Annotated in this window: 21 protein-coding genes, 2 tRNA genes and 3 rRNA genes; 21 read left to right on the top strand and 5 right to left on the bottom strand. The window is 44.0% G+C overall.

Annotation, left to right across the window (positions count from 1 at the left end; translation table 11 throughout):
- Positions 1 to 17: 17 nt before the first annotated feature.
- The 7 genes from dprA (at position 18) to QR722_RS00135 (ending at position 4,959) form a co-directional block, all read left to right on the top strand.
- The gene (gene dprA / locus QR722_RS00105; RefSeq protein ID WP_286284705.1) at positions 18 to 1,190 is read left to right on the top strand and encodes a DNA-processing protein DprA; all 1,173 of its coding nucleotides are present in this window, start codon (positions 18 to 20) and stop codon (positions 1,188 to 1,190) included.
- Position 1,191: 1 nt separating this feature from the next.
- Positions 1,192 to 1,668: a DUF494 family protein gene (locus QR722_RS00110; RefSeq protein ID WP_286284707.1), complete on the top strand. Its 477-nt coding sequence runs from the start codon at positions 1,192 to 1,194 to the stop codon at positions 1,666 to 1,668.
- A 65-nt stretch (positions 1,669 to 1,733) separates the two neighbouring features.
- Positions 1,734 to 2,294 carry a DNA topoisomerase family protein gene (locus QR722_RS00115; protein ID WP_286284710.1) on the top strand — a complete coding sequence of 187 codons (561 nt, stop codon included), beginning with the start codon at positions 1,734 to 1,736 and terminating at the stop codon, positions 2,292 to 2,294.
- 70 nt (positions 2,295 to 2,364) lie between these two features.
- Positions 2,365 to 2,928 carry an L-threonylcarbamoyladenylate synthase type 1 TsaC gene (gene tsaC, locus QR722_RS00120; protein WP_286284711.1) on the top strand — a complete coding sequence of 188 codons (564 nt, stop codon included), beginning with the start codon at positions 2,365 to 2,367 and terminating at the stop codon, positions 2,926 to 2,928.
- A 5-nt stretch (positions 2,929 to 2,933) separates the two neighbouring features.
- Positions 2,934 to 3,872: an oxygen-dependent coproporphyrinogen oxidase gene (gene hemF / locus QR722_RS00125; RefSeq protein WP_286284713.1), complete on the top strand. Its 939-nt coding sequence runs from the start codon at positions 2,934 to 2,936 to the stop codon at positions 3,870 to 3,872.
- A 5-nt stretch (positions 3,873 to 3,877) separates the two neighbouring features.
- Positions 3,878 to 4,714, top strand: coding sequence for a shikimate dehydrogenase (gene aroE, locus QR722_RS00130; RefSeq protein WP_286284714.1), 837 nt, complete (start codon positions 3,878 to 3,880; stop codon positions 4,712 to 4,714).
- Positions 4,711 to 4,959 (top strand): DUF1488 family protein, encoded by a 249-nt coding sequence (locus tag QR722_RS00135; RefSeq protein ID WP_286284717.1) that lies wholly within the window; start codon positions 4,711 to 4,713, stop codon positions 4,957 to 4,959. Before aroE ends, QR722_RS00135 begins: the two co-directional genes overlap by 4 nt.
- On the opposite strand, the gene QR722_RS00140 is transcribed toward QR722_RS00135, so the two are convergent.
- Positions 4,956 to 5,489 carry a gamma carbonic anhydrase family protein gene (locus QR722_RS00140; protein WP_286284718.1) on the bottom strand — a complete coding sequence of 178 codons (534 nt, stop codon included), beginning with the start codon at positions 5,487 to 5,489 and terminating at the stop codon, positions 4,956 to 4,958. The genes QR722_RS00135 and QR722_RS00140 overlap by 4 nt on opposite strands.
- A gap of 543 nt (positions 5,490 to 6,032) precedes the next feature.
- Here QR722_RS00140 and QR722_RS00145 point away from each other — a divergent pair.
- The 13 genes from QR722_RS00145 (at position 6,033) to QR722_RS00205 (ending at position 20,467) form a co-directional block, all read left to right on the top strand.
- Positions 6,033 to 7,566 (top strand): 16S ribosomal RNA (locus QR722_RS00145).
- A gap of 242 nt (positions 7,567 to 7,808) precedes the next feature.
- Positions 7,809 to 7,885, top strand: a tRNA-Ile gene (locus QR722_RS00150).
- A 145-nt stretch (positions 7,886 to 8,030) separates the two neighbouring features.
- A tRNA-Ala gene (locus QR722_RS00155) sits at positions 8,031 to 8,106 on the top strand.
- A 549-nt stretch (positions 8,107 to 8,655) separates the two neighbouring features.
- A 23S ribosomal RNA gene (locus QR722_RS00160) occupies positions 8,656 to 11,537 on the top strand.
- Between the two features lie 169 nt (positions 11,538 to 11,706).
- Positions 11,707 to 11,822 (top strand): 5S ribosomal RNA (gene rrf, locus QR722_RS00165).
- Together the 16S, 23S and 5S rRNA genes with 2 tRNA genes alongside form the textbook arrangement of a ribosomal RNA operon.
- Positions 11,823 to 12,578: 756 nt before the next feature.
- Positions 12,579 to 13,601, top strand: coding sequence for an IS21 family transposase (gene istA, locus QR722_RS00170; protein WP_286284720.1), 1,023 nt, complete (start codon positions 12,579 to 12,581; stop codon positions 13,599 to 13,601).
- Entirely contained in the window at positions 13,598 to 14,383 is a 786-nt protein-coding gene (istB, locus tag QR722_RS00175) for an IS21-like element helper ATPase IstB (protein WP_286284722.1), read from the top strand. The genes istA and istB overlap by 4 nt, the downstream gene beginning before the upstream one ends.
- Before the next feature lie 454 nt (positions 14,384 to 14,837).
- Positions 14,838 to 15,215: a hypothetical protein gene (locus QR722_RS00180; protein ID WP_286284723.1), complete on the top strand. Its 378-nt coding sequence runs from the start codon at positions 14,838 to 14,840 to the stop codon at positions 15,213 to 15,215.
- Between the two features lie 73 nt (positions 15,216 to 15,288).
- On the top strand, positions 15,289 to 15,966 hold the full coding sequence (locus QR722_RS00185; RefSeq protein WP_286284724.1) for a YjbF family lipoprotein: 678 nt from the start codon (positions 15,289 to 15,291) through the stop codon (positions 15,964 to 15,966).
- On the top strand, positions 15,959 to 16,684 hold the full coding sequence (locus tag QR722_RS00190) for a capsule biosynthesis GfcC family protein (protein WP_286284725.1): 726 nt from the start codon (positions 15,959 to 15,961) through the stop codon (positions 16,682 to 16,684). Before QR722_RS00185 ends, QR722_RS00190 begins: the two co-directional genes overlap by 8 nt.
- 56 nt (positions 16,685 to 16,740) lie before the next feature.
- A complete protein-coding gene (locus QR722_RS00195; RefSeq protein WP_286287487.1) occupies positions 16,741 to 18,789 on the top strand; it encodes a YjbH domain-containing protein in 2,049 nt (682 codons plus the stop codon).
- A gap of 64 nt (positions 18,790 to 18,853) precedes the next feature.
- On the top strand, positions 18,854 to 20,017 hold the full coding sequence (locus QR722_RS00200) for an iron-containing alcohol dehydrogenase (RefSeq protein WP_286284726.1): 1,164 nt from the start codon (positions 18,854 to 18,856) through the stop codon (positions 20,015 to 20,017).
- Between the two features lie 21 nt (positions 20,018 to 20,038).
- Entirely contained in the window at positions 20,039 to 20,467 is a 429-nt protein-coding gene (locus tag QR722_RS00205) for an acyl-CoA thioesterase (protein WP_286284727.1), read from the top strand.
- 10 nt (positions 20,468 to 20,477) lie between these two features.
- On the opposite strand, the gene QR722_RS00210 is transcribed toward QR722_RS00205, so the two are convergent.
- The 3 genes from QR722_RS00210 to imuA all read right to left on the bottom strand — a co-directional run bounded on the left by QR722_RS00210 (position 20,478) and on the right by imuA (position 25,824).
- Positions 20,478 to 23,552, bottom strand: coding sequence for an error-prone DNA polymerase (locus QR722_RS00210; protein ID WP_286284728.1), 3,075 nt, complete (start codon positions 23,550 to 23,552; stop codon positions 20,478 to 20,480).
- A 140-nt stretch (positions 23,553 to 23,692) separates the two neighbouring features.
- On the bottom strand, positions 23,693 to 25,138 hold the full coding sequence (locus QR722_RS00215; RefSeq protein WP_286284729.1) for a Y-family DNA polymerase: 1,446 nt from the start codon (positions 25,136 to 25,138) through the stop codon (positions 23,693 to 23,695).
- A gap of 2 nt (positions 25,139 to 25,140) precedes the next feature.
- The gene (gene imuA, locus QR722_RS00220; protein WP_286284730.1) at positions 25,141 to 25,824 is read right to left on the bottom strand and encodes a translesion DNA synthesis-associated protein ImuA; all 684 of its coding nucleotides are present in this window, start codon (positions 25,822 to 25,824) and stop codon (positions 25,141 to 25,143) included.
- 127 nt (positions 25,825 to 25,951) lie between these two features.
- Here imuA and QR722_RS00225 point away from each other — a divergent pair, with 127 nt between their 5' ends.
- On the top strand, positions 25,952 to 26,419 hold the full coding sequence (locus tag QR722_RS00225; protein ID WP_286284731.1) for an EVE domain-containing protein: 468 nt from the start codon (positions 25,952 to 25,954) through the stop codon (positions 26,417 to 26,419).
- 25 nt (positions 26,420 to 26,444) lie between these two features.
- Here QR722_RS00225 and QR722_RS00230 read toward each other — a convergent pair whose 3' ends face one another.
- Complete coding sequence (locus tag QR722_RS00230; RefSeq protein WP_286284732.1) at positions 26,445 to 26,909, bottom strand: hypothetical protein; 465 nt, start codon at positions 26,907 to 26,909, stop codon at positions 26,445 to 26,447.
- Positions 26,910 to 26,960: the final 51 nt, after the last annotated feature.

Below are 26,960 nucleotides of genomic sequence, written 5' to 3' on the forward strand. Positions count from 1 at the left end.
CCGCAAGGACGCAGCGAATGGCACAGGAAGTGCAAAACTCATCTGCTCGTTTGGCCGAGTTAGCTGATATTAGTGAAACAGGCAATGACCACTTGATTCAGTGGCTGATCTTAGAGCAAATCCCACAGTTCGGTCCGGCAAAACTAGCTAAAATAATTGAGAACAGTGGGATAGAAGCAATTCAACAATTATTCGCGCTGGATAGCAAAAGTCTAATCCATTTAGGCTTATCATCATCGCAGGCTCGTATCCTAATAGAGCCCGATATGGGGTTGCTCAATAGGCATATCAGATGGCTTAAAAGTGATCCTGCTCATTTCATTTTGTTCCCTCAACATTCGGCTTATCCTCGATTGTTGGCAAACATTAGTCGTCCACCATTTTTATTATTTGGAAGGGGAAATAAAACATTATTAAATACTCCACAGGTAGCAGTAGTAGGCAGTCGCAATCCGAGCATGTATGGGAAGCATTGCGCATTTGATTTGTCGGCTCAAATGGCGCTTAACGGTGTTTGTGTTACCAGCGGTTTAGCCTTAGGAATAGATACCTGTGCTCATCAAGGGGCATTGAGCGTCAACGGCCAGACAATAGCTGTTTTAGGGAGTGGATTGGAAAAGTGCTATCCTAAACGCAACCGGCCTTTGGGTGCTGAAATAGTCGAGAATGGGGGGGTGCTGTTGTCCGAGTTTTCACCTTGGTGCGAGCCCAAAGCAGAAAATTTCCCCCGTCGTAATCGCATCGTTAGTGGATTATCAATGGGCGTGCTAATTGTTGAAGCTGCACTTAAAAGTGGTTCACTGATCACCGCTCGATTGGGTCTTGAACAAAACCGCGAAGTGATGGCGATACCAGGCAATATTAATAGTCCTTTAAGCGCGGGGAGCCATTATTTGATCCAACAAGGGGCCAAACTGGTAACTAACATAAGTGATATATTAGAAGAATTTCAGCATCTTAGTTCGAAATCACAAATAGATGCTGTAAAAAAAGTACAAAAAAGACCTTGTGAAAGCTTGGCATCGGACACATTGTTAGATAGTGTAGAACATGACGTGACTGCGTTAGACGCTATAATGCAACGCAGTAATCTGCCGATTAAACAAGTATTGGCGCAATTATTAGAATATGAATTGCGTGGTTTAGTAGCTTCCGTACCTGGAGGTTACATCAAATTGAGGGGCAAATAATATGTTCGATATCCTCATGTATCTATTCGAAAACTTCATTCACAGTGAAACTGAAATTCGTGTTGATCAAGACGAATTGACCGACGAACTTGTGCGCGCTGGATTTCATCATGATGAGATTTATAAAGCGCTTTCCTGGCTTGAAAAGCTAGCCGCACTGCAAGAAACAGATATTAAACCTTATTTAGTCAAGTCTGGCGATGCACTCGTTAATCGAATCTATACCCATGAAGAAGAGATGCGTTTGGATGTAGAGTGTCGTGGTTTCTTGATGTTTTTAGAACAAATTAATGTGTTAGATTCATCCACCCGCGAGATGGTTATTGATCGGGTAATGGAAATAGATTCCAAAGAATTTTGTTTAGAAGACCTCAAATGGGTTGTTTTAATGGTGCTATTTAATGTGCCTGGTAAAGAGAATGCTTATGCTCAAATGGAAGATCTTCTTTTTGATGAGCCCGAAGGTCCACTTCATTAACTTAAGTTACATCAGCCTGTGGTCTAAAGACCACATGCTAACCTCCTATATGTGTAAGCTATAACATGTCTAAAATTGATCATTCTCTTTTTTCTGGACATGAAAATGCTTTAGATGGCGCTTTTGGTGATTGCCCAGAGTGCAGCGCCAAACTACACGTCAGGCGCAGCAAAGCTGGCGCGTTCTTAGGATGTTCCGATTATCCCAAATGCACCTTTTCTAAACCCATCCATGACAATCAAACTGTAGAGTTGACTCAAATAGGTGGCTCAAGTTGCCCCGATTGTGGTTTAGCTTTAGCAATAAAAAAAGGCCGTTATGGTTTATTCATTGGCTGTACAGGCTTTCCTGAATGCCATCATATCGAGGCAGCAAAACAACGGGCTGATATTCATGTTGATTGCCCGGTGTGCAAAAGCGGTAAGCTGCTTAAACGGGCCAACAAGTTTGGCAAAAGTTTTTATGCTTGCGACGGTTTCCCTTCTTGTAAATACGCGCTGAATCATCAACCGATTAACAAGACTTGCCCTAAGTGTGATTGGCCTGTGATGTTAGAGCGAAAGAGTGCAGGCAAAACCTACTATCAATGTGCGCAGAAAGAATGCAACGCCAAAGTCAACCAGTGACAGTCGTCGCTTTTTAAACTTCCCTATATGCATTACACTCCGTTGCCTTACTAATTAGACTTTTATTTGCATGTTAATTAAACCTAATTCAGCACAATTAATAACGCACTTTTCAAGCGGTGCTATTTTGGCTTATCCTACGGAGGCGGTATTCGGGCTAGGCTGTGATCCTCGAAACGAGGAAGCAATTTCCAGACTTTTTGAATTAAAGAATAGGCCTTTGCACAAAGGTGTGATTTTAATTGCTGGAAATGTTGAACAGCTAGAAGACTTTGTGGATTTTTCTGCAATACCCAAAAGCCAACTCTCAGAGGTGATGGCTTCGTGGCCGGGACCGCACACATGGCTGCTACCAAAACAACAAAATACCAGTGATTCTTTGACCGGTGGCTCAGATTTAATCGCCGTGAGGGTCAGTGCTTATCCGCCAGTTATTGACCTATGTAAAATCCTAAACAGTGCATTGATATCTACAAGTGCAAATGAGAGCGGCTTACCGCCAGCAACTTCGCAGCAGCAAATTGTCCAACAATTCGGTGACCAAGTTGTATGTATAGAAGGTAAAGTCGGACAACAACGTAATCCGAGTCAAATTAGAAATGGACTCACAGGTGAGATAATAAGAGCAGGTTAATGACTATGACAGATACCTCAGCACCAGACCTGCAAAAGGTCAAAGAGTATTTACTAAAACTACAAGATGATATTTGTCATACGCTAGAATTAGCTGATAGCAAAGGTAGCTTCAAAGAAGATGCATGGGAACGGGAAGAAGGCGGTGGAGGTCGTACTCGGGTACTCACCGGTGGCAATATTATAGAACAAGGTGGGGTAAACTTCTCTCACGTGTTTGGTTCGCAACTTCCTCCCTCTGCCAGTGCCGCTAGGCCTGAGTTGGCTGGTAGAAGTTTTCAGGCTATGGGTGTGTCTTTGGTTATCCACCCCCGAAACCCTTTTGTCCCTACATCTCATGCCAATGTAAGATTTTTTATGGCTGAAAAAGACGGTGAGGCCCCAGTTTGGTGGTTTGGAGGCGGGTTTGATTTAACCCCGTTTTATCCTTTTCTGGAAGATGTTCAGCACTGGCATTCTGTTGCCAAAAATCTTTGTTCACCTTTTGGAGACGACGTTTATGATAAATACAAGACATGGTGTGATGAGTACTTCTATTTAAAGCACCGAGGAGAAACCCGCGGTGTTGGTGGTCTGTTTTTTGATGACCTGAATGAGTCAGGATTCGATCAGTCCTTTGCATTTATGCAAGCTGTTGGCAACGGCTTTTTAGATGCATATATTCCTATTATTGAAAAGCGTAAGGATATTCCTTACGACGAGAAACAGCGACAATTCCAATTGTATCGACGTGGTCGTTATGTAGAATTTAATCTTGTGTATGACCGCGGTACCTTATTTGGTCTGCAAAGTGGAGGCCGCACTGAGTCTATATTAATGTCGATGCCGCCATTGGCTCGTTGGGAATATAACTATCAAGCCCAGTCCAATACTGCGGAGGCACGTTTGGTGGAAGATTTTTTAAAGCCCAGAGATTGGTTAAATCTGAAAACTTCAGGGAAGTAATCGTTTTGAATTCCTTTAAAAATGATCATTATGCGGTTTTTGGAAATCCTATTGAGCAAAGCAAATCGCCATTAATCCATCAGTTATTTGCTGAGCAAACAGGGCAAGATATTTCATACCAAAAAATATTGGGTGAAATTGATAGCTTCCCAGCCAACCTATCAGAATTTTTTAACAATGATTTCGCGAAGGGATGTAATGTCACTGCGCCGTTTAAACAAGAAGCCGCTAAGTGGGTGGCGGAGTTGACACCCAATGCGCAGGCGGCCGGAGCCGTTAATACCATCATTAGAATGGAAAATGGCCTTTATAAAGGGGATACCACAGATGGTGCAGGTCTGGTTATCGATCTAAAGAATCAGCAAGCTAGTTTACTTAACGCTAGAATTCTACTTATTGGTGCTGGTGGAGCGACACGAGGTGTTGTTTTGCCGCTTCTTGCGCAAGGGGTTGAATGCATTGATATTGTGAACCGAACTAAAAGTAAGGCTGAAGAATTGAGTCAGTGGTTTGCTAATGACAAAATTCATGGTTTAGGTTTCGATGAGGTTAATATCAACAGCAAAACCTACTCTATTATTATTAATTGTACTTCTGCGAGTCTAGATAATCGTATACCTGATATTTCTGACGCTGTACTAAGTGCCTCAGAATTTGCTTACGATATGGTTTACTTAGCTGAACCGACTGTTTTTATGCAAAAAGCCAAAGCATTGGGTGTGCTTAAGATTAGTGACGGATTGGGTATGTTAGTCGGGCAAGCAGCATATAGCTTTTACCTATGGCGCGGTGTTATGCCTGATATCCAGCCGGTATTACAAAAACTCCGGGCTGAATTATGAATCAAACCGTTCAAGTATTAGATGGTTATATTTATGACGTAGATAAACAGGCGATGAAACTATTGGTAATGAATGGGGGGCAATTAATCGATTGCTACATACTGCCAATAAAATCCTCTATTGCTGAAGATCTTTATATTAGACATCAATTTGATATAGAGGAGTTGATCGCAGAACAGGTTAGCTCGGAGCAGTGGAATGAATCAGGAGATATAATCATATCTCCTGACGCCATATTGGCTTAACGCTCTTGCAAGTATTCGTCTTTAGTCACTAGATAATTTTCAGCAGATATCTTTAAGAATGCTAATTCCTCTTCACTTAGCTTACGAGCCTGCTTGGCTGGGCTGCCAACATATAAGAATCCGCTCTTAAGAACTCGGTTTGGGGGAACTAAACACCCAGCGCCAACAAAGACATCATCTTCTACTATGGCACCATCCATTATAATGGCACCCATCCCAACTAATATGCGACTGCCTAATGTACATCCATGTAGCATGCACTTATGGCCAATAGTCACATCATCACCAATGACTAGCGGGAAACCGTCAGGCTGACTAACACTACTGCGTGTCACATGTAGAACCGTAGCGTCCTGAATATTAGTGCGGCTTCCCACACGCATTGCATTAACATCACCGCGAGCAACAACTAATGGCCAAACACTAACATCATCACCACATTGAATATCACCTACCCATACAGCGCTGTCATCTACATAACAGTTTTGCCCAAAAGAGGGTGTTACACCCTTAAACGAACGAATTGCCATATTATTCCTACTATATATAAAAGGCTAAAGGCGCAATATAACCTCTCATTTGCACTAATACTATCCGATTTGCTCAATATCTAAGCACTTAGAATGTTTTTTTAAATAAGCCCTTGACGTTCATCTTGGTAACTGTAGAATGCGCCCTCGCTTCGGGGAGTTCTTACAAGAACACTCATTCACAGAGAGTCAAATGACAAATCTGTGACACAGCTCTAGGGCAGGTGTGAAGCGGGGTTCAACCAGAAACGTTTCGAAAATAAATTAAAATTTTCTAAACAAAAAAGGTTGACACCGAATCCGGAGAGTGTAGAATACGCCTCCCGCTTGAGAGAGACCTTAGAGTCAAACTTCAGCAAGGAAAAAGATTTATCGGGTGACGTCAAATGCGACGCTTACCTTGAGCAAGAAAGCCGAGTGATAATGTTTACATATTTGCTGGCAAGATTAGCTCAAAATGTTCTTTAACAATTGATAACAAGACAATCTGTGTGGACACTCATTATAAGAGTGTTTACCAAAAAAATTCATATTTCGAAACTTTAATTGAAGAGTTTGATCATGGCTCAGATTGAACGCTGGCGGCAGGCCTAACACATGCAAGTCGAACGGTAGCAGAACTAGCTTGCTAGTTGCTGACGAGTGGCGGACGGGTGAGTAATGCCTGGGAATTTGCCTTTGTGTGGGGGATAACTATTGGAAACGATAGCTAATACCGCATAACGTCTACGGACCAAAGGGGGCTTTTAGCTCTCGCGCAAAGAGAAGCCCAGGTGAGATTAGCTAGTTGGCGGGGTAAGAGCCCACCAAGGCGACGATCTCTAGCTGTTCTGAGAGGAAGATCAGCCACACTGGGACTGAGACACGGCCCAGACTCCTACGGGAGGCAGCAGTGGGGAATATTGCACAATGGGGGAAACCCTGATGCAGCCATGCCGCGTGTGTGAAGAAGGCCTTCGGGTTGTAAAGCACTTTCAGTTGTGAGGAAAGGTTGATGGTTAATACCCATCAGCTGTGACGTTAGCAACAGAAGAAGCACCGGCTAACTCCGTGCCAGCAGCCGCGGTAATACGGAGGGTGCGAGCGTTAATCGGAATTACTGGGCGTAAAGCGCACGCAGGCGGTTGTATAAGCTAGATGTGAAAGCCCCGGGCTCAACCTGGGACGGTCATTTAGAACTGTACGACTAGAGTCTTGGAGAGGGGAGTGGAATTCCAGGTGTAGCGGTGAAATGCGTAGATATCTGGAGGAACATCAGTGGCGAAGGCGACTCCCTGGCCAAAGACTGACGCTCATGTGCGAAAGTGTGGGTAGCGAACAGGATTAGATACCCTGGTAGTCCACACCGTAAACGCTGTCTACTAGCTGTTTGTGGATTTTATCCGTGAGTAGCGAAGCTAACGCGATAAGTAGACCGCCTGGGGAGTACGGCCGCAAGGTTAAAACTCAAATGAATTGACGGGGGCCCGCACAAGCGGTGGAGCATGTGGTTTAATTCGATGCAACGCGAAGAACCTTACCTACTCTTGACATCCAGAAAATTTGGCAGAGATGCCTCAGTGCCTTCGGGAATTCTGAGACAGGTGCTGCATGGCTGTCGTCAGCTCGTGTCGTGAGATGTTGGGTTAAGTCCCGCAACGAGCGCAACCCTTGTCCTTAGTTGCCAGCATTTAGTTGGGCACTCTAAGGAGACTGCCGGTGACAAACCGGAGGAAGGTGGGGACGACGTCAAGTCATCATGGCCCTTACGAGTAGGGCTACACACGTGCTACAATGGCGAGTACAGAGGGAAGCGAGACAGTGATGTGGAGCGGACCCCTTAAAGCTCGTCGTAGTCCGGATTGGAGTCTGCAACTCGACTCCATGAAGTCGGAATCGCTAGTAATCGCAAATCAGAATGTTGCGGTGAATACGTTCCCGGGCCTTGTACACACCGCCCGTCACACCATGGGAGTGGGATGCAAAAGAAGTAGTTAGTCTAACCTTCGGGAGGACGATTACCACTTTGTGTTTCATGACTGGGGTGAAGTCGTAACAAGGTAACCCTAGGGGAACCTGGGGTTGGATCACCTCCTTACACTATAGGTATCACTTTTGTGATGCAGTGTTCACACAGATTGTTTTGTTGTTAATAAAGAAAGAGCAAAAGATGTGCTTGGGTAATTCAAGCAAACTCTTAGCGCTGTAATCATCGTTTATTGCGATGATTTTTGTTCTAGTCGAGCTGACGTTTGAGTGAGCGAGGGCATGTACAAGTGGTACATAACCGAGCGAGCGAAAACTAAAAGCGAAGAGTAGGGCGAAAAGCAGAAGCAAGAAAGGCTTGTAGCTCAGCTGGTTAGAGCGCACCCCTGATAAGGGTGAGGTCGGCAGTTCAAGTCTGCCCAAGCCTACCACTTCGCACCTATGCTGCGTTGGATACCTCGTCGTTTAGCAGGCTAAACGTCCTCGATATCCGCCTTGCCTAGATACGAATTGGCCGAAGATTCATCATCTTCAACCTTTTTACCTGATATTTGAATAAGATATGCAGCGTACAAAGGGGCTATAGCTCAGCTGGGAGAGCGCCTGCCTTGCACGCAGGAGGTCAGCAGTTCGATCCTGCTTAGCTCCACCACTTATTTAAGTGGCGATGATTTGCTCAAAAGGAAGTAAGCACCTTAATCAATATGTGTAGTAATAGCATAAATTGATTAGGGTTTTTTAAACCTTAAAAGTGCATTGTGTAAGCGACGTCATGTAATGATAGTCACCTTGCGCAAATGTTATCTCAAGAATCAGTGTTCACACGTTCACGTTTCTTGTTTCGATAATTTTGCACGAACGTTCTTTAACAATTTGGAAAGCTGATAAAAGTAATCAAAACTAAGAGTAATAATTGAAGAGTAATCTTCAAGCGTACTCTATCTGATTTTGTGATTAGTACTTGTCATGCATACACAAGCTCTTAAATGAGCACCTATGATTTGTGAATAAAAAGGCGCAAATCAAGCCAAAGAATATACCGTTAATCATTCATGTCTTTAACGGAATATTCAACGATTTGGTTTCTAGGCAAGTGGATACGAAAATCGAATGAGGGCGCATACGTATTTGTATGTAACCGAGTGAGATTGAAGAGCCACGCAGCATAGGAAGCAAAGCGGTAGGATATTTGGGGTTGTATGGTTAAGTGACTAAGCGTATACGGTGGATGCCTAGGCAGTTAGAGGCGATGAAGGACGTGTAAGTCTGCGAAAAGCTGTGGTGAGTTGACAAAACGCATTTGAACCACAGATATCCGAATGGGGAAACCCACCGCTTCGGCGGTATCATTAACTGAATACATAGGTTAATGAGGCAAACGAGGGGAACTGAAACATCTAAGTACCCTTAGGAAAAGAAATCAACCGAGATTCCCCTAGTAGCGGCGAGCGAACGGGGATTAGCCCTTAAGCTAATTGTAAGCCAGTGGAATGTGTTGGAAAGCACAGCGATACAAGGTGATAGCCCTGTACACAAAGGCGAACTTTAAGTGAAATCGAGTAGGTCGGGACACGTGTTATCTTGACTGAAAATGGGGGGACCATCCTCCAAGGCTAAATACTCCTAACTGACCGATAGTGAACCAGTACCGTGAGGGAAAGGCGAAAAGAACCCCTGTGAGGGGAGTGAAATAGAACCTGAAACCGTATACGTACAAGCAGTGGGAGCAGACTTGTTCTGTGACTGCGTACCTTTTGTATAATGGGTCAGCGACTTATATTTTGTAGCGAGGTTAACCGATTAGGGGAGCCGTAGTGAAAGCGAGCGTTAACTGCGCGTTTAGTTGCAAGGTATAGACCCGAAACCCGGTGATCTAGCCATGGGCAGGTTGAAGGTTGAGTAACATCAACTGGAGGACCGAACCCACTAACGTTGAAAAGTTAGGGGATGACCTGTGGCTGGGGGTGAAAGGCCAATCAAACCGGGAGATAGCTGGTTCTCCCCGAAAGCTATTTAGGTAGCGCCTCGGACGAACACCATTGGGGGTAGAGCACTGTTAAGGCTAGGGGGTCATCCCGACTTACCAACCCTTTGCAAACTCCGAATACCAATGAGTGATATCCGGGAGACACACGGCGGGTGCTAACGTCCGTCGTGAAGAGGGAAACAACCCAGACCGCCAGCTAAGGTCCCAAAATATTGCTAAGTGGGAAACGATGTGGGAAGGCTAAGACAGCTAGGAGGTTGGCTTAGAAGCAGCCACCCTTTAAAGAAAGCGTAATAGCTCACTAGTCGAGTCGGCCTGCGCGGAAGATGTAACGGGGCTAAGCAATATACCGAAGCTGCGGATGTCTACTTTGTAGACATGGTAGGGGAGCGTTGTGTAAGTGGTTGAAGGTGAGCTGTGAGGCGAGCTGGACATATCACAAGTGCGAATGCTGACATGAGTAACGATAATGGGGGTGAAAAACCCCCACGCCGGAAGACCAAGGTTTCCTGTCCCATGCTAATCAGGGCAGGGTAAGTCGGCCCCTAAGGCGAGGCAGAAATGCGTAGTCGATGGGAAACGGATTAATATTTCCGTACTTGGTATATCAGTGAAGGGGGGACGGAGAAGGCTAGGCAAGCTTGGTGTTGGTTATCCAAGTGAAAGTGCGTAGGGTAGAATTTTAGGTAAATCCGGAATTCTATTAGCCTGAGACACGAGACGAGACACCACGGTGTTGAAGTTGTTGATGCCATGCTTCCAGGAAAAGCCTCTAAACTTATGATATATCGAACCGTACCCCAAACCGACACAGGTGGTCAGGTAGAGAATACTAAGGCGCTTGAGAGAACTCGGGTGAAGGAACTCGGCAAAATAGTACCGTAACTTCGGGAGAAGGTACGCCCCTGTTTGTGAAGGACTTGCTCCGTAAGCGAATGGGGGTCGCAGTGACCAGGTGGCTGGGACTGTTTATTAAAAACACAGCACTGTGCTAAATCGCAAGATGACGTATACGGTGTGACACCTGCCCGGTGCCGGAAGGTTAATTGATGGGGTTAGCGTAAGCGAAGCTCTTGATCGAAGCCCCGGTAAACGGCGGCCGTAACTATAACGGTCCTAAGGTAGCGAAATTCCTTGTCGGGTAAGTTCCGACCTGCACGAATGGTGTAACCATGGCCACGCTGTCTCCACCCGAGACTCAGTGAAATTGAAATCGCAGTGAAGATGCTGTGTACCCGCACCTAGACGGAAAGACCCCGTGAACCTTTACTACAGCTTGGCACTGAACATTGAATCTACATGTGTAGAATAGGTGGGAGGCTTTGAAGCACAGTCGCTAGATTGTGTGGAGCCACCTTTGAAATACCACCCTTGTATATTTGATGTTCTAACATAGGTCCCTAATCGGGATTGTGGACAGTGTCTGGTGGGTAGTTTGACTGGGGCGGTCTCCTCCCAAAGAGTAACGGAGGAGCACGAAGGTTAGCTAATCACGGTCGGACATCGTGAGGTTAGTGCAATGGCATAAGCTAGCTTAACTGCGAGACAGACACGTCGAGCAGGTACGAAAGTAGGTCATAGTGATCCGGTGGTTCTGTATGGAAGGGCCATCGCTCAACGGATAAAAGGTACTCCGGGGATAACAGGCTGATACCGCCCAAGAGTTCATATCGACGGCGGTGTTTGGCACCTCGATGTCGGCTCATCACATCCTGGGGCTGAAGTCGGTCCCAAGGGTATGGCTGTTCGCCATTTAAAGTGGTACGCGAGCTGGGTTTAGAACGTCGTGAGACAGTTCGGTCCCTATCTGGTGTGGGCGTTGGATGATTGAGGGGAGCTGCTCCTAGTACGAGAGGACCGGAGTGGACGAACCGCTGGTGTTCGGGTTGTTTTGCCAAAGGCATTGCCCGGTAGCTACGTTCGGAATCGATAACCGCTGAAAGCATCTAAGCGGGAAGCGAGCCCCAAGATGAGTCATCCCTGACAGTTTAACTGTCCTAAAGGGTTGTTGAAGACTACGACGTAGATAGGCAGGGTGTGGAAGCGTTGCAAGGCGTTAAGCTAACCTGTACTAATTGCCCGTGAGGCTTAACCATACAACGCCCAAATGTCTTTGACATTGGTGTTGAATGAGTGACAAGACAACACAAAACAGGCTTGGTAAAACAAGCAAGAGTACGCAACTCGATTTGATTACGATATCGCTTTTCCAGATTTGTTAATGTTTGGTTTAACTACAACGTTAAACGAGACAACCAGTTTATGCCTGGCAGCCATAGCGATACGGTACCACCTGATCCCATTCCGAACTCAGAAGTGAAACGTATTAGCGGCGATGGTAGTGTGGGGTTTCCCCATGTGAGAGTAGCACACTGCCAGGCTCCCATTTAGAAGAAAGGCTACCTATTTAGGTAGCCTTTTTTTATGCCTGCGATTTAGCTAACGAAGTGCCTTTATGGGGTGGAGTATTCTCGATTCTCTAGTAAAGTAATCACGCTTTGCGCCGTCAGATAGCCAGCCTCACCTTGCGCAAACATAACTCAATAATTAGAATTCGCTACGCTCAGCATTTTGTTTCGTTAATTTTGCACCACCAAACCTAACCCCTCAAATGTCATGCAATGCCTGTCCACGTATCAAACGGCTAGGTGTCAACCTTCCATGGTGGTATCTCCAGCCCGACATCCATGTCGGTCGTGCGCTCAGGCGGAACTTCGTTCCTAAAACATCCTCGCTTACCCCCATGTGAGAGCCTTACGAAAATAGCGAAAAGCTTATATCAACCGAATGCTTAGATGTTCACAAGAAGGAATGCTGAATAAGTGCCACGACATATCGTTTTCTCGGATGAAAACGCTAAGCGTACAGGGATGTATTTACCGCGTGGTCGTGGGGCTTATACAGTTTTGCTTCCCTACAAACCTATTATGGCTGTCCACGTAACCTGCTCTACAAACCTATTATGGCTGTCCACGAAACATGCTTATCCTTGAATGTTCACAAGAAGAAATACTGTGTAAGTGCCACGACATATTTGTTGTCGGCAATGTAAAACTGACCCACTAACGACAATTTAAAATTGACCCACCTGAGGCACAATGACCACCGGTTAAGAAAAAAACGGTGGTTGAGATGCAATGCTAAATCAGGAGTCACTAGTGGATATTCACGTGCTACATCAACAAGGTCACAGTATCCGAGCTATTAGCCGCCAACTCGGTATCGCTCGAAACACCGTTCGTTGCTATTTACGCGACATCGCCCGCACACCTAATTATGGGCCAAGACCAAAGAGGCCTTCAAAGTTAGACCCTTTTAAACCTTACGTTCGAGAACACATTGAGGCTGCTAAGCCCTATTGGATCCCCGCGACGGTTTTGTTACGCGAGATTCAAACGCAGGGGTATGACGGTAAAGAAGGGATTTTAAAAATCTATATTCGGCAGTTCAAACCCAAAACGGAAGAAGATATCGTGCGCTTCGAAACGGCACCAGGACAACAGATGCAGGTGGACTTCACGACGATTAAGCGTGGTCACGCTAAGCTTAAAGCGTTTGTGGCGACAATGGGATTTAGCCGTGGCACATACGTGCGTTTCGGCACACATGAGAAACAGGACGATTGGATAAACGGGATCCGAGAAGCGCTACATTACTTCGGTGGTGTTCCGAAGGAAATCCTGTTTGATAACGCCAAATGCTTGATGATTGAGCGAGATGCCTATGGCGATGCTCGTCATCGATGGAATAAGCATCTTCTTGAGCTGGCGTCTGATTATGGGTTCAGATTAAGAGCGTGCCGCCCTTACCGAGCGAAAACCAAAGGTAAAGTGGAGCGGTTTAATGGTTACCTAAAGCACAGTTTTATTACGCCGCTTGCTGCAACACTAAAGCAAGCCGGACTTACCTTGGATGTTGATACGGCCAACGCGCAAATCGGGCCATGGCTCCAAGATGTTGCCAATCAAAGAATACACGGAACGACAAAGCAAACGCCAGCGGCCTTGTTAATTAAAGAGCAACTGGCATTAGCGTCCTTGCCGTTACAGTCCCTGTCTAATAAGTCATCACCACGAATACCATCACGAAGGGCCGTCCCCGTTGAGAGCTTCCAGCACCCGCTAAGTGTTTATGACCAATTGTTGAGGGCGCAGCCATGAACTTGCAAATGGAACGAATACAACAAGCTTGTGATAGCCTAAAGTTAAGCACCTTAGCAACCGAGTGGTCTGCCATTGCTGACAACGCCGCTGGGAAAGAAAGCTCGCTGGCTGACTTCCTAGAATCACTGTTGAATGTTGAAGTAGAAGCAAGACAGCAACGAACGAGAGAAACACTGCTTAAGTTCGCGGGTCTACCGGCTATTAAGTCGTTCGCAGATTACGATTTCAAGTTCGCTACTGGTGCACCTAAAAAACAACTTCAAGAACTTACCAGCCTCGCATTTATCGAGCGAGCTGAGAACATCGTATTACTTGGCCCTAGTGGTGTGGGAAAAAGCCACTTGGCATTAAGCTACGCCTATCAGGCCATTCAAAAAAGCATCAAAGTTCGTTTTATTACCGCCGCAGATTTAATGTTGCAACTAGGTACAGCCAAAAAACAAGACAGGCTGGAAGGGTATATTAAACGTAGTGTGCTCGCCCCCAAGCTACTGGTCATAGACGAAATAGGCTATTTACCCTTCGGAAGAGAAGAAGCCAACCTGTTCTTTAACGTGATTGCTAAACGATACGAGCATGGCAGTGTAATCGTCACAAGTAACTTACCGTTCTCACAATGGTCAACGGCCTTCGCTGACGATCAAACGCTGACTGCGGCCTTGCTAGATAGACTGTTACATCATGCTCATATCGTACAGATTGCAGGAAATAGTTACCGGCTTAGAGGTAAGAAAGCGGCTGGAATAGCCCCAGTTACCAATAAACAAAATGAAGTATAAACGCTAAAGGTGGGTCAATTTTACTTTACCGCTAAGTGGGTCAAAATTAGATTACCGTTGACAATTGTTTTCAGGGATGAAAACGCTAAGTGTACAGGGACGTATTTACCGCGTGGTCGTGGGGCTTGTTCAGTGTTGCTACCCTGCAGTATTTTACGGCTGTCCAGATAACACAAGAACAGCTTCAAGTTACTCTGACCCTCTTGAATACTGACCCTCTTGAATAGTTTTAGGTTGATCTGTTAGCTTTGAAGCGGTAGATTGCTGGGTAAATTTGTGTAGGTAGCTCCAAAATATGACATATTGTGTTGCTATATTGATACTGGTTATCAGATAAAATTAAATAATCTGCAAAGTTAAGATAAATAAGCTATAGATTGCTAATTAATCATTGAGATCATTATGAGGATACTTTATTATCCTCGGCTAGGTGTCAATTTTTTAAGGAAAAATGATGAAAAAGAGTTTAATTGGACTAGCAGTTGCGGCAACCCTTGCCTCTGTTAATGTTCAAGCCCAGGATCAAACTGGCGGCCAGAACGCTGCTAATACCGCAGTTGGTAACCTATCTAAAGGTCAAATCGCTGCTGGTGTAGTTGGCGCTGCAGTAGTTGGTGGTTTAATTTCAAATATGCAAGGTTCTGCACCTGATCGTGTTGTACCGCCACCACCACCGCCTCCGCCACCACCACCGCCTACTTGTGATGGTGATGATGAGCTAGTTGATGGTGTATGTATTGGTACTACCATTACCACAACAGTAACTGGTACAGGTACAGCTACCTCTACTACAACAGTTCCTGTTACTTTTACTTATGCTCCTACGAACTAAGTAAATCGAGTTTATAAAAGCCGCCTGCTGGCGGCTTTTTTATTGGAACAAGGTTTTATCAAAATGGTATTCGATGAAAACGTTAACTAGCATTTTATTTCTTTCTGTCATCATTCTTACGGGTTGCTCATCTACCCAACAAGCCTATAAGCGAAATATCGAAATGTATTTCGAAAATGAACTTGATGTCTTATTAACCGATCAGCAAGTAAGCGACTCTCCAAATGATCTAATCTATATTAAAGTTGCAGATCGACCAGTGGTGACAATGGGCTTAGCCTTTATAGAATCAAACCAATATAAATGGATATCAGCTGATGATGCCTTATTAGTCACCCAGTATGGCAGAGCGATAAGAACAAGAGGCTTTGGACAAGATTTAATTTACACAAGTAACTTAGACTCTGACCCATTGAAAAAAAGCGATAATGTGCAGACGGGTGAATCATGGCAACGGACAGTGGACTTTGCAACCCATCAATTTGGCACTAGTTTTTATTCACATTTTAGTCGGTCCTCAGACACGACATTGATCATCCAGCAACGTGAATTTCAGATTATAAGAATAGACGAAGAAGTTAACTTTAATAGCCAAAGCTTAGGTGAAAGCACTTGGATGAACTCCTTCTGGTATGATAAGAAATCTGGCAACTTATTAAAATCACGTCAAAAAACCACACCCAAAGCCGAAGTGATAGACATCACCTATATCAGTAGAGCATTACGAGTACATAAGGATTCCCATGAATAAAATATTAATTACGACCTTATGTTTAATCTGTACTTCTTTCTATGCCAAAGCTTCCGTGCAGGTTGAGTTAAACGGCAGCACCTATCAATTTACAGTTAACCCTCGTCTAACTGAGGTTTTAGCACCAGTGGCTTTAAAATCAGATTGGTACTGGCCAGCGAGTCAAATTTTTAAGTTGGGGAGTGCGGATATCGAAAGCACTAGGCTTGAACTAATCAATAAATTGGCTGAAAAAGGTAAAGGTGCTGGAAAGCATAAAAAGGCCTTTCAAAATACCATCAACCAAGTTAAAAGTTGGCAACTCGCTAAACGGATAAAAATGGAAGTTGATTTTGATTTTGCGCGCTTTTCTTTAGCACATAATCCACAATTTGAAGACGGTCGTTATGTCATAGCATTATCAGAGCGTAAAACTGCTTTAACTATTTTCGGAGCCTTAGAGGAAAGTCGCAAGATAGAATACAAAGATAACCAATGTATCCAAGATGTGATTAGCCAATATAATAAGAGTGCTTACGCGGAAGAAGACTTTGTATATGTGATTTACCCAAATACGCAAGTTTATAAGATGCCAGTGGCGTATTGGAATAAAGAGTGCAGCCAAGTTATGCCGGGCTCGCAGATATTCATACCCTTTAGAGAATTTCAATTCTTGTCTGAAATCGAACAATTAAATTGGGCGATAGCCAATCTTGCAATAAATAGGATGGATGTTTAATGAAAGGGTTTTATTGCTCATTGGTTGTTCTAGCCATTACAGTGAGCTTGCCTATTATGGCAGAAACACAACAAGATACTCGCGATGATAATAATGGACATTTGTCGCAGACGGTACGCGGCGGCACTGGGTTATTGCAGACACCTACCGCGCGGATGGCGAAGGAAGGTTCATTTACTTTCAACTACAATGATATTGATCAATACCGGTTTTGGTCAGCCAGTATTCAGCTATTCCCTTGGATGGAGTCTACCGTAAGATATACCGATGTACGCACTCGGTTGTATAGTCCATATCCAGGGTTTAGTGGAGATCAAACCCTGAAAGACAAAGGGATTGATGTTAAATTTAGACTGGTGAAAGAAAGCTATTACTTACCTGATGTATCAATTGGTTTTATGGATATCGGCGGCACAGGATTCTTTAGTAGTGAATTTATTAACTTCAGTAAAGCGGTAGGCCCCTTTGATTTTCATATCGGCCTAGGAACGGGCTATTTGGGTGCCGAAGGCAACATAACTAACCCTTTTTGCAAATTAAAAGATTCTTTTTGCGAGCGTCCAAGTGGATTTTCTGGTAGTGGCGGTAAAGTCGATTACAACGAGTTCTTCAAAGGTCCTGCGTCAATTTTTGGTGGTATAGAATATCGCACACCCGTTGAAGGTTTGACCTTAAAGCTAGAGTATGAGGGGAATGATTATCTAGATGATCGCGCCGGAGAGTTGGAACAGAAAACTAATTGGAACTTTGGCGCGGTTTATAAGTATGACAATTTTGATTTTCATTTGAATTATCAACGGGGTAACACCCTAGGCTTTGGTGTTTCATATAACTTCAATATGCATACCGTTAGTCAGGTTAAATTTGACCGTCCTCCCCGTTCGTTGGAAAACATGCAACCTGCCGACGCTATGGAAAACCTCAACCGCGAGCGACTGTATGCAGATCTGGCCAATGAAGGTAGTTATTTAATTAACGCAACCCATCAAGAAGGCAGTGAGATGACTTTTTATGGAGTTCAACTTGGTTATCGTGATCATGATGAGGCTACCGAGCGCGTAGGTCGAATACTTGCATCTGAGTTGCCAGAGTCTATAGAGACTTATCGTATAGTTGAAACGGTTGGACATACGCCGATGCTAGCGACTGAAATTGACGCCTCAGAATTTAAAGTTGCTGCCCACTACGAGGAATTAGAAACCGATATCCAAAGTACCTACTTACGTACTGACCCATCACAAGCAAGCATGGATAATTACAAGCCTAAAGATAAATCCGGTGTGCTGTTCGGTGTTGAGGCCTTTTGGATCCAAACCTTTGGTAATCCGGAAGATTTTTACCTTTATCAAGGTGGCGCTTTTGTAAATGGCGGCTACGCATTTAATCCAAACTTTTCGGTAAGAGGTGGCCTTAAAGTTACCTTGTTAGAAAATTTTGATAAATTCAAATTTTTAGTAGATGCACAACAATCGGCCTTACCTCGCGTACGTACCCAAATTAGAGAATATGTCAGCCGTAGTGCGGTAACTATGGAAAACGCCTACTTACACTGGTTTGATAGGATTGCACCCAATGTTTATGCGCAAGCCTACGCCGGGTATCTAGAGACCATGTTTGGCGGTGTTGGTGGGGAGATTTTATATCGCCCCGTCGATAGTAGCCTTTCGTTTGGTATAGACCTTAACTATGTACAACAACGGGATTATGACAGCGAAACGGCCTTCTTTGATTATAAAGCTTTAACCGGGCATGCCAGTATGTATTGGCAGCCAGAGTTTTTACCCGAGGCACAATTAACCATAAGTGCAGGACAATTTTTGGCCAAAGACAAAGGGGTGAACATCGATTTTGCTAAGCGTTTCGATAGCGGTATTATAGTGGGAGCTTACGCAGCTTTTACCAATGTATCGTCTGAAGAGTATGGTGAGGGTAGCTTCACTAAGGGATTCTATATCTCCATACCCTTTGATCTGTTTTCTTTTACGCCAGCCAAAGGCAGAGGAAGAATCCCTTGGATACCAATAGGTCGGGACGGCGGACAAATGTTACAACGGCCTGTTAAACTCAGAAGCTTGACAGAAATTCGCGCACCCTTTTATGATTGATTTTTTTTAAACTAGATTAGACCTGCCATATTGGTAGGTCTTTCTGGTTCAATTAGGAGTTGTAATGAATCCATTTGTGTTTTCGACCACGCCAACTATTTTTTCTGGTCAGCCGGTATCTACAGCTTTTAAACAATTTAACATTCAACGAGGGATCGCAAGAGTTCTAATAGTTACCGATAAGCAAATTCATGCTTTAGGGCTATTGGATAAATTCAAGCAGTCGTTGAGAAATCAACAGATTGTTTTTTCGGTCTTTGATCAAGTTGAACCGGATCCCTCCGCTGATACTGTGATGGCTGCCACATCTATGGCTACAGCCGAACAAGTGCAGATGGTGATTGGCTTTGGCGGCGGAAGCAGCTTAGATGTAGCCAAACTGGTCGCTGTCCTAGCCTCACCAACTTGTGAACAAAGCTTAAAACAGATCTTTGGCGTGGATAATGTCATCGGTCGGCGCTTACCTCTTGTATTAGTGCCAACGACTGCGGGTACTGGCTCTGAGGTGACGCCTATCTCCATCGTCACCACTGGAGGCTCGACCAAATCAGGTGTAGTTTCCGCTAGCTTATTACCCGATGCTGCAATTCTAGATGCAGAATTGACAATCGGCTTACCCCCTCATATTACTGCTGCAACCGGTATTGATGCCATGGTGCACGCAATAGAAGCCTATACTAGTAAAATTAAGAAAAACCCGATTTCAGATGGATTAGCCTGTAATGCTCTGACTTTATTAAATAATAATATAAGAACAGCTGTTCATAATGGAGAGGATTTAGTCGCTAGAGGAAACATGCTGCTTGGCTCAATGCTAGCAGGGCAAGCTTTTGCTAACTCGCCGGTTGCCGGTGTACACGCACTTGCGTATCCATTAGGCGGTATTTTTCATATTCCACATGGTCTGAGTAATGCGTTAATGTTGCCCCATGTCATGCGGTTTAACTTATCTGCAGCTAAGGGCCTTTATGCCGAGCTGGCTTGCCTTATATGTGATGATATTCAAATTGATGATTCAGATGAAGCTAAGAGTCTGAAGTTTATCCAACGATTAGAAAGTCTCATTGTTGAGCTGGGCTTACCGAATAAACTTCGTGAATGTGGTGTGACTGAAGATAGTTTACCTCGGCTTGCTGAAGAGGCAATGCAGCAACAGCGTTTGTTAGTTAATAATCCGGTTGCGATAAGTAAAGATGATGCCCTCAGAATGTATCAAGCAGCGTTTTAAGGTGAGCAGTGGGGTGTTACATTGAACAACAAAATGAGTCGTGATCAATACCAATATTACTATCCAGTGCAAACACGCTGGAGTGATAATGATATTTATGGACACGTCAACAATGTACAATATTATTCATACTTTGACAGTGCGGTGAACCGTTATTTAATTGAGCATGGTGGTTTAGATATTCACCATAGTCCAGTGGTTGGTTATGTGGTGGAGTCAAAATGTCGGTATTTTTCACCTATTGCTTACCCTGAGAAACTAGAAATTGGCATCCGAGTCGCCAAATTGGGAAATAGTGCAGTCACCTACGAGCTAGGTCTTTTTAAAGTTGGTGAAGATATGCCCTCGGCAGAGGGTTATTTTGTGCATGTTTTTGTAAATAAGCAGACCAATCAAAGTGTCAGTATTCCTGAGCAATTGCGTAGTGCACTTGAAGCTTTAACGTTTTAGAAAGGATACTTTAATGAAAGTCTCGAGCGCGGCAGCTTAGGTGCTCAAACAAGTGACTCAAGTCCGTGATTTTTCCAGCGATGACATGAATTACATCGCCATCACCGCGCTCTAGGATCCCACTGACTTTCACTATTTTTGATTTTAGGAATGCCTGCTTTTGCGCACGAGCAGTCGCTTGCCACACCACTACATTGCTACAGCCAGTATCATCTTCGAGGGTCATAAAAGTTACGCCTGCTGCAGTACCAGGTGCTTGTCTGCCAATGACAACACCCACTACAGTGACCACAGATTTGTGCGCTTTTCCCTGAAGTTGTTGTGCACTGGTATATTTGCCTAATTTGTTGGCTTCTCTCAACAAGCATATAGGATGATGCTCCAAAGATAAGCTTGTTGCTGCATAGTCTTCAAGCATCTGTTCCGCTGCTGATGGCTTTGAAGTAACTAAGTACTCTTGTTGTTGCTCATTCAATAATGGTAGATCTGTTTCTGATTCCATTAGAGCCCAGCGAGCGGCATATCGGTTTTCGGTGATAACCGCCAAGGCATTTGCGCTTGCCAGAGCTTCGATTTGGTCTCGGGCCATTCCAAGTTGTTTAATTTCAACAAACTGTTTATAGCCTGTTAATGGACGGCGTAACACTATGCATTCTGCGGATTTTTGAGCTAACCCCTTAATCATTATCATTCCCAAACGGATAGCGAAGCCATCGGTATCGGCTTCAAAGATGTGCTCGTACTGAGAGTGATTGACGCATATCGGTAAAATCTTGACGTCATGGCGTCGAGCATCTTGGACCAATTGCGCGGGTGGATAAAATCCCATTGGCCAACTGTTCATTAAGCCCACATAGAAAGCTGCTGGGTAATGGTATTTAAGCCAAGATGATACGTAGGCTAATACTGCAAAGGATGCTGAATGGGATTCAGGGAAACCATATTCGCCAAAACCACATATTTGATTAAAGATCCGCAGCGCATAATCCTCAGAGTAACCTCGCTCAAGCATGCCATTTACCAGCTTGGACTGAAACTGCATCAGCTCACCGTTCTTTTTCCAGCTAGCCATTGCTCTTCGAAGCTGGTCAGCCTCGCCACCAGAAAACCCTGCCGCAACCATAGCCAATTTAATTACTTGCTCTTGAAATATAGGTACGCCCATAGTGCGGCTTAAAACCTCGGCGACTTCCTTTGACGGATACTCCATTGGCTCTTTTCCCTCTCTGCGACGTAAAAAAGGGTGAACCATATCTCCTTGAATCGGACCGGGCCTGACAATAGCAATTTGAACAACTAAATCATAATAACATTTGGGCTTAAGCCTAGGTAACATACTCATCTGGGCGCGGGACTCTATCTGAAATACTCCAACGGTATCTGCCTGTTGAATCATCTTATAAACATGAGGGTCGTCATCAAGTTTGGTGATCTGAGCAATACTTAAATCACGCAGATAATGTTGTTTGATAAGGGCAAATGACTTGCGAATGGCAGTGAGCATGCCTAAGGCCAATATGTCGACTTTGAGTAGGCCTAAACTTTCCAGATCATCTTTGTCCCACTGGATTACGCTTCGTTTTTGCATCGCAGCGTTTTCAACTGGAACGAGCTGATAGAGCGGACCTGAAGAAATTATGAAACCGCCGACATGTTGCGAGAGGTGTCGTGGGAAGCCAATAATTTCAGTAACCAAAGAAATGAACTGCTGACCTATTTGCGACTCAGGATCCATGCCTAATTCGGCAATTTGTGCCTGCCAATTTAGACCACTGTCTCGACGGTTAATGTTATTAATAAAAAATTCTAATTGAGTTTGATTAATACCCAATGCCTTACCTACTTCTCTAAGCCCACTTTTAAAGCGAAAACTAGATATTGTGGCAGCAATAGCGGTTCGCTCTCGACCATATTTCGTATAAATATATTGGATAATTTCTTCACGGCGCTGATGTTCAAAATCTACATCAATATCTGGCGGCTCATTGCGCTCTTTAGAGATAAAACGCTCGAACAACACATTAATTTGGCGGGGATCTACCGAAGTAATGCCAAGACAATAACACACCACTGAGTTGGCTGCAGAGCCTCGCCCTTGATATAGGATTTGTTGCCTTTGGGCAAATTGGACAATATCGAAGATAGTTAAAAAGAAGAATTCATATTCTTGTTCTGCAATTAACACCAGCTCTTTGTCAATAATGTCTCGAATTGGCGCAGAGATACCCTCCGGAAAGCGTTGCTTGATGCCATTCTCAACCAGTTCAGCCAAATATTGCACAGGTGTCTTTCCTTCAGGTACGAGCTCTGCAGGATATTCATAGCGTAACTCTTGTAAACTAAAAGAGCACAGACGAGCTATACTAACGGCTTGCTCTAACCAGTCTCTGTTAAACAGACTCTTAAGCTTATTATGGCTGCGCAAACATGCTTCACCGTTTGACAGTAAGTCACGGCCTAGCTGACCCACAGTGGTGCGTTGTTTGATTGCGCTGAGTACATGCTGTAACTGTTGTCTAGCAGGAATGTGCATCAGAGCACCACCACAAGCGGTAATTGGAATGTTAAATAATTGGCTGATCTTCTGGCAATGCTGGATATAACGCTGTTCGTTGGCGGTCAAATGACGCTGTAGTGCGATCCACAATCTTTCTGGATAAGACTTGAGTAACCACTGCACCCATTTTTCATCATGCTGGGCAACGCCCTTTGGTAGCCAAAGAATTAGGCAATGTTTAACCGTTTTAAGGTCCCACTCTTCCAATAAATACTCACCTTTAGCCGAGCGACGTCTGGCATTGGTGATAACTCTGCATAGCTCGCCATAGGCTTCTCTTGTAGGGCACAACAAAACTAACTCTAAACTGTCATCAAGTTTGAAATAACTGCCCACAATAAGCTTTATATTTAAATTATGTTGCTTGATTTCAGTATAGGCTCTGACCACACCCGCGACAGAGCATTCATCGGTAATAGCGATAGCTTCATAACCTAGAAAGTGTGCCTGTTGAACCATCTCTTGAGGGTGAGATGCGCCTTGCAAAAAACTGAAATTGGTGCGACAGAATAATTCAGCGTAAGCCATAACTATAGTCTGCAGATAAGTGAGATTCTGATTGCTTGATTACATTAAGAATATATAGTCTTAAATTTTTATAAACCTGATAATTGCCTCTAACTGGCCAAGTTTGCCTAAGCCTATGCTTTATGGCTAGAATCCGAAGGTTAGCTAAATAGGCCATGGACATACCACTTTGCGCAAGGTGTTCGAAATATCCACAGCCATTGGCCCTGGTTATTTCGAGCGATAAAATAATCTCGGGTCATAACCTTATTGTCCCACCATCCGGTGGCTATTCGCTCAGGTCCGTGAAGGATTTTTACAGCTTCAGTGAGGGCTAGACAAGGCGCCAGTAGAAAGCTCGGACGCATTCCCTGTAGATGACGATTGTGAGGGAAGAGTTGATTGCTGGGTGATACATATCGATTCACTCGGTCTGGCCGATGGTCATTGTCTAATTGAATCTGTTTTACAGCCTGCTCACCTAACTTGGCTTGTAACATTGAGATCAATTGTAAATAAGATAGTGCTCCTCTTCGGGCTGTAAATAAATCGGCCTTATCAGGGCAACGTTGCTCTGTTGCTCCAGTGTATAGCTCCAGCCCATAGACCGGTGATTTTAATCTGAGGTTTTCTATTTTGAGTGCCGCCAAAGCATGCCATCTGCTGCTTAGATATTCCCCTTGAGCTGAACCGACTTCTAATGTCAGTATTTCAGCATCACGCTGGTATAGAGTGAACACTATTTTTTGGGTTAACAAATCCCGAACTTTTAAAAACTGCTCTAGGGCATCAAGCATCTTTATCATTGGACGTAGTAAAGTATCGGTATGGCTTATTTCATAGAGCAGCTCTAGGTATTGGGTAAAACGTGTTTTAGGGTGGAAAAATACTATTGGGTGGTGAAAGTCACCCCTTAACCTACCTAGATAAGTGACTAAATCATTTTCAAACCGCTTAGCTATCTCTTTGAGAGAGATAGCCATGAGATCTGCTATACAATGAACCCCCACACGTGAAAGCTTATTAACCGTTTTGCTATCTAGTTCAGAATCAGACAATTTGCGTAAACCGATTTGGTGTTGCAGCATTGGAAGGTGATCACAAATTTGATCCCAACCAGTACAGGCTAGTATTTTCGCAGCAAAAGGAGATTGCCCCGTCGCAAAGTGATACTTCACTGGAAAGTCATTCAGTTGGTTTTTTATCGCATGCCAGTACTCATTGAGGCCTCCATAAAGTGACAGCATGTTGTGGATTCGCAACAAGATCCCATTTGCAGGCAATAGGCATATGTCAGAGGTTACCAAATATAGATGCTCGGCAATCTCGGTCAGCTTCTTTTGCTCTACTTCGCCATTGTAAGGTACAACTTGCAGATGTTGACTTAGCGCTGCCGCAGTACCTAACCCCATACCCCGCTGAATGCCAGCTTCAATAGCAGCTTGGTTCAGTTGCAATATGCTATTTGACTTGGCATCTAGGATTACCACTGGTTTTGACATACAATGCTGCGACGATAGGCTCTCAGCGGAGTCTGTACCATGAGTTGCACATAAACAGTCCAGCTGTAAATGGGTAAAATGTAAATATAGCCACAGAGACTTCAAGGCTAACCCACTTTAACATGGGAAAAAGAAAGTACATTTGATGACATCTCTGGCAATGTCAACTCCGGCCAATTGGCACTCATATTGACTTCAAAAGGCTTCTCGAGCCACCCTCCCTTGCGTTTAGTTATCTGAACACTGATACCCTGACGATGAGAAGCTAGTTTCATGGCTAAATCGATAGGTAATGAGATCTTCAATGGATTGTCTTGGCGGAAGATTAACTGCAAAGCATCACCTTGTTCAGCGGCCAGTTGTAATCGCTTAGCTTGAGGTATCTCTACATTCTTATGCCACAGCAAAACACCATGACAACAACCGCTCTTTAAACACTGCTCTGCGCTCCAAAGAGCCTGCTCAGCGCTATTAGGTTGTAAAATTAAGATCTGCTCAAGAGCAAAACCAAACTCAGCTAACATCTCGCCATTGATTTGCATAGGCGCAGCGATAAAAACCACAAGCCTATTACTCTGCTGCTGACGGGAGCGTAATGCCGGAAGCATCAGACGCAATTCACCTATACCGATTGGGCTATCAATATCGATAACACCTTGTTGCGGAAAGCCGCCTTGCAAGGCGTGATCAAGCTCTGCATAACCTGAACTATTGGTACTGGTAAAAACCTGCTGCTGATTTCCTTGCCAGATAAGCCGCTTATTTTTCAATTGTTCTATTAAGGTATTCATAATGAAATCTATACTGTGTTTATGTACAGTATATTGATCAATTTAGCAGATGCAAGTTTTGGCGTAAATCAACAATGGGTTTATGATGAATGGGGTAAAGTTACCTAAACTAAAAACAGAGTAAATTATGAATTACTGGTTATTCAAAACGGAACCGGACGCATTTAGCATCGATGATTTGTCGAATCGGCCTAATCAAACCGAGCATTGGGATGGCATTAGAAATTATCAGGCCCGTAACTTTTTACGAGATGAAGTAAAAAAAGGCGATAAGGTATTCATATATCACTCTAGTTGTAAACAGGTTGGAATAGCGGGATTAGCCGAAGTTGCCCAAGAGGCTTATGCAGATCACACTCAGTTCAATCCAGAGAGTAACTACTATGATCCGAAATCCAGCGTGGAAAATCCACGTTGGTTCATGGTTGATGTCAGATTTGTTGAAAAATTTAATCATGTCTTAAGCTTAAAAGCGATTAAGCAGATGCCACAAATCAGCCAAATTGGTTTAGTCAAAAAAAGCCATCGACTATCAATAATGCCCGTCACTGAAGTCGAATTTGAGCATTTATTAGACAAATGCCAGGGGCTATAAGGACATAATCATCAGGCTAATATGATTAGCTTTTTTCAAGCTCTCGAGGGTCAGCTTGCTTGACCCGGTCTGAGGTAAGGTTATGGCAGGCTGAGACAAATCCGCCAACGGTATTCTTACACCAAGGAACTCGAATTTCAGCGGGTTGATTAGCTATATATTTCTTTATTTGTTCCATATCTAGTTCTGAGTTTTCAAGGGCTTTGAGTAGCGCTTCTTCCACAGTCGCGCTCTTTTCACAGCATTGCATGATGACAAATTCAACTTCAGCAATAATAAAGCTAACAATCTTAAAATCAGCACTACTTATCAATGCATGTTTATTGAGATTATCGAGACGTATCTGATAGGTTTTTTGCATCTGACCAGCAAGCATTGACAATGCTTGCAATGAAAATCGACTCTGTTTATCAAGAGATTTGACTTGATGAGTTAATTTATTTAATTCCGATTGTGCTGATTGGTGTCTGACCACAAAATAAATCAACATTAATATTAAAAAACCTATTACGCCGAACGATATCATTATATTCCCCTGAAA

It is taken from the genome of Aliiglaciecola sp. LCG003 (assembly GCF_030316135.1).
Classification (GTDB): domain Bacteria; phylum Pseudomonadota; class Gammaproteobacteria; order Enterobacterales; family Alteromonadaceae; genus Aliiglaciecola.